Here is a 3,054-nt window from a genome sequence, read left to right as displayed (position 1 = left end):
CGAGCCGTCGCGCGGCGGCACCCTGCCTCCCCGACACGCACGCACGTCGAAGCTCGGCGCGAGGACGCGGACCAACGCCGACCATCGACCACGATCAGATGTTGGCCGGCTTCCAGTCCGGGGGCTCGACCAGGACCAGCTGCTTGAGCAGGTCGGCTGCGCGGCCGACGCCCTCGACGGAGTTGACCAGGGTGTCTTCGTGCTCGATGTTGAGCGTTCCGTCGTACCCCACCGAGCGCAGGGTGTAGACGAAGTCGGCCCAGAAGGCCGCCCCGGCCGGCTGCCCGAGTCCCAGGGTGACGTAGTTCCAGGCGCGGTCACCCGCCCGCTCGATGGGCAGCGTGTCGAGCAGGCCGTCGCGGTCCGCCTGGAACTTGTTCACCCGGATGTCCTTGGCATGGACGTGGTAGATGGCCGGTCCCAGGGCGCGGATCACGGTGGGGATGTCCGCTCCCATCCACATCAGGTGGGACGGGTCCAGGTTGGCGCCGACGACGTCGTCGCCGACCGCGTCCAGGAGGCGGAACATGCTCGACACGCTGTACACCAGCTGGCTCCCGCATGCCTCGATGGCCAGGCGGACCCCCTTGTCCCGCGCCAGCGCGGCGAGCTCCTTCCAGTAGGGGATCGCCACCTCGTTCCACTGGTAGTCGAGCACCGTGAGGGTCTCCGGCGGCCATGACGTGGTGATCCAGTTCGGTGTCGAATCACCGCGAGCGCCCGGCAGTCCGGACATCAGGACCACCGTGGGCACCCCCAGGTGGCTGGCCACCTCGATGGTGTCGCGCACCACCTGGTCGTGCCGCGCTCCCTCGGTCGGGTGCAGCTGGTTGCCGTTGGCGCACAGCGCACTGAGGGCGAGGCCGCGCGAGGAGATCTTCTCGGCGAACTCGGCCCGAGCCTCCGCAGAGGAAACCAACGTGGGGAGGTCCGCGTGACGGCCTTCGGACCAGTTGCCGGTGGCGATCTCGACGGAGCTGAGTCCGTGCTCCTGCGCCAGGTCCAGCGCGCCCTCGAGGGGAAGATGGCCGACTGAGTCTGTGATCAACCCGATCCTCATCGGTGTCCTTTCGGTGATTCCGCTGCCGAGGACCGCGCCGCCTCGACAACGTCGGCGCCGGCAAGGAGCTCGGCCGAGCTTCGCGGGGCCCCGGCTGTGTGATGCAGGCAACCAGAGTATGTCAGGACAATCAGTCATAACGCCACGGCTGCGCCCCGATGAGGCGGGTAGCAGGCGCGCGTCAGCGAGGGGCGGCCGCACGCCGTCCCTCCGCTTCTTCTGCAGCTCCGGTCAGGCGACCGGGTCGAGGATCACACCGTATGCCCGAGGCACTCAGCTGGGCGACCAGCCGGCTCGCGTGGGCCTCGTCGGTACGGCGGGCCAGCCACTCCGGACAGAGGACGGAGTAGGGCTCGTCGCCCGTCAGCATCCCAGTAGGCCCAGACCAAGATCGAGTGGCCGACGTCGAACGAAGCATCGCCTAGCTGCACGCCTTCAAGCGGCTGCGCAACCGGTATGAACGCCGCGCCGACGTCCACCTCGGCCTACTACAGCTGGCCTGCGCCCTCACCTGCTACCGCCAGCTGGCCGTCGCTCCGAGATGAGTTGTCACCCGAGGGAGACCCCGTTCTGCCCGCCCTTCGCGGGCACAGGGCAAGACCGGCGGGAACTGCAGGGGTGATACTGCGGCCGCCGTACCAGACCAGGCGGTCCGGTACGGCGGGCGCAGTGTTGCCGGTCGGGCGGCTAGCGCTTGAGCTCGTGGGAGAGCTCGGCGAGCTCCTGACCGCCGGCCATCTCGGTGGTGAGCTCCTCGAGGCTGACCTCCGAGCGCTTCTTGTCCAGCACCCGGCGGCCCAGCTTGAGGATGATGAAGTGGTCGCCCACCAGGTAGGCGTGGTGCGGGTTGTGGGTGATGAAGACGACCCCCAGGCCGGCGTCGCGGGCCGCGGCAGTGTACTTGAGCACCACGCCGGACTGCTTGACGCCGAGGGCCGCCGTCGGCTCGTCGAGGATCAGCACCCGCGCGCCGAAGTAGACCGCCCGGGCGATGGCGACGCACTGCCGCTGCCCGCCCGAGAGGGTCCCGATCGGCTGGTTGATGTCCTTGACGACGATGCCCATCTTCTGCAGCTCGGCGTCGGCGACCTCCCGCATGGCCTTGATGTCCAGCGGCGCCATCGGGTACTTGCCCTTGCGGATCTCCGAGCCGAGGAAGAAGTTCCGCCACACCTCCATCAGCCCCACGACCGCGAGGTCCTGGTACACGGTGGCGATGCCGGCGTCCAGCGACTCGCGCGGGGAGGAGAACTTGCGCTCCTGGCCGTCGACCCGCAGGGTGCCCTCGGTGTGCCCGTGCAGCCCAGAGATGATCTTGATGAGGGTGGACTTGCCGGCCCCGTTGTCGCCCAGGACGCAGGCCACCTCGCCGGCGTTGACGGTCAGGTTGATGCCCTCCAGCGCCCGGATGGCGCCGTAGGCCTTGCCGACGCCCTCCATCTCCACCAGCGGCGCGCCGGCCTTCAGGTCCCGTGCGGCGTGTTCGGCGATCGTGTCGGTCACGTCATCTCCTCTGGGCGGCGTAGTTCTTGATGTACAGGTTCACCAGCACGGCCAGCAGCAGCATCACGCCCAGGAAGGCGCGGAACCAGTTCGGGTCCCAGCCGGCGTACACGATGCCCTGGGTGACCATGCCGAAGATGAACGCGCCGAGCGCGGAGCCCACGGCCGAGCCGTAGCCGCCGGTCAGCAGCGCCCCGCCGACGACGGAGGCGATGATGTAGATGAACTCGTTGCCCACGCCCAGGCCGGCCTGCACGGTGCTGAAGTTGAACAGCAGGTGCATCCCCAGGAACCAGGCCAGGAACGAGACACCCATGAACAGGCCGATCTTGGTCGCCCGGACCGGCACGCCGACCGCGCGGGCGCTGGCCTGGTTGCCGCCGACCGCGGTGATCCAGTTGCCGGTGCGGGTGCGCAGCAGCAGCCAGGTGCCGATGGCCACGAACAGCAGCCACCACAGCACGGTGACCTTCAGCGTGATGAACCCCAGG

The 3,054-nt window shown here is 69.0% G+C and carries 3 protein-coding genes; all 3 read right to left on the bottom strand.

Going from position 1 to position 3,054, the window contains the following annotated elements; genetic code table 11:
- Window positions 1-94: 94 nt before the first annotated feature.
- On the bottom strand, window positions 95-1,048 hold the full coding sequence (locus VN520_RS35355) for a sugar phosphate isomerase/epimerase (RefSeq protein ID WP_325751042.1): 954 nt from the start codon (window positions 1,046-1,048) through the stop codon (window positions 95-97).
- A 699-nt stretch (window positions 1,049-1,747) separates the two neighbouring features.
- A complete protein-coding gene (locus VN520_RS35345; RefSeq protein ID WP_325751041.1) occupies window positions 1,748-2,563 on the bottom strand; it encodes an ATP-binding cassette domain-containing protein in 816 nt (271 codons plus the stop codon).
- Between the two features lies 1 nt (window position 2,564).
- Window positions 2,565-3,054, bottom strand: a 490-nt coding sequence (locus VN520_RS35340; RefSeq protein WP_414720047.1) for an ABC transporter permease, incomplete at its 5' end; no start/stop codon positions are given.

This window comes from Streptomyces sp. (assembly GCF_035563135.1).
In the GTDB taxonomy this organism is placed as follows: domain Bacteria; phylum Actinomycetota; class Actinomycetes; order Streptomycetales; family Streptomycetaceae; genus Streptomyces.
Note: the sequence above shows the minus strand (reverse complement) of the source record. Positions and strands in the feature narration are given on the sequence as shown.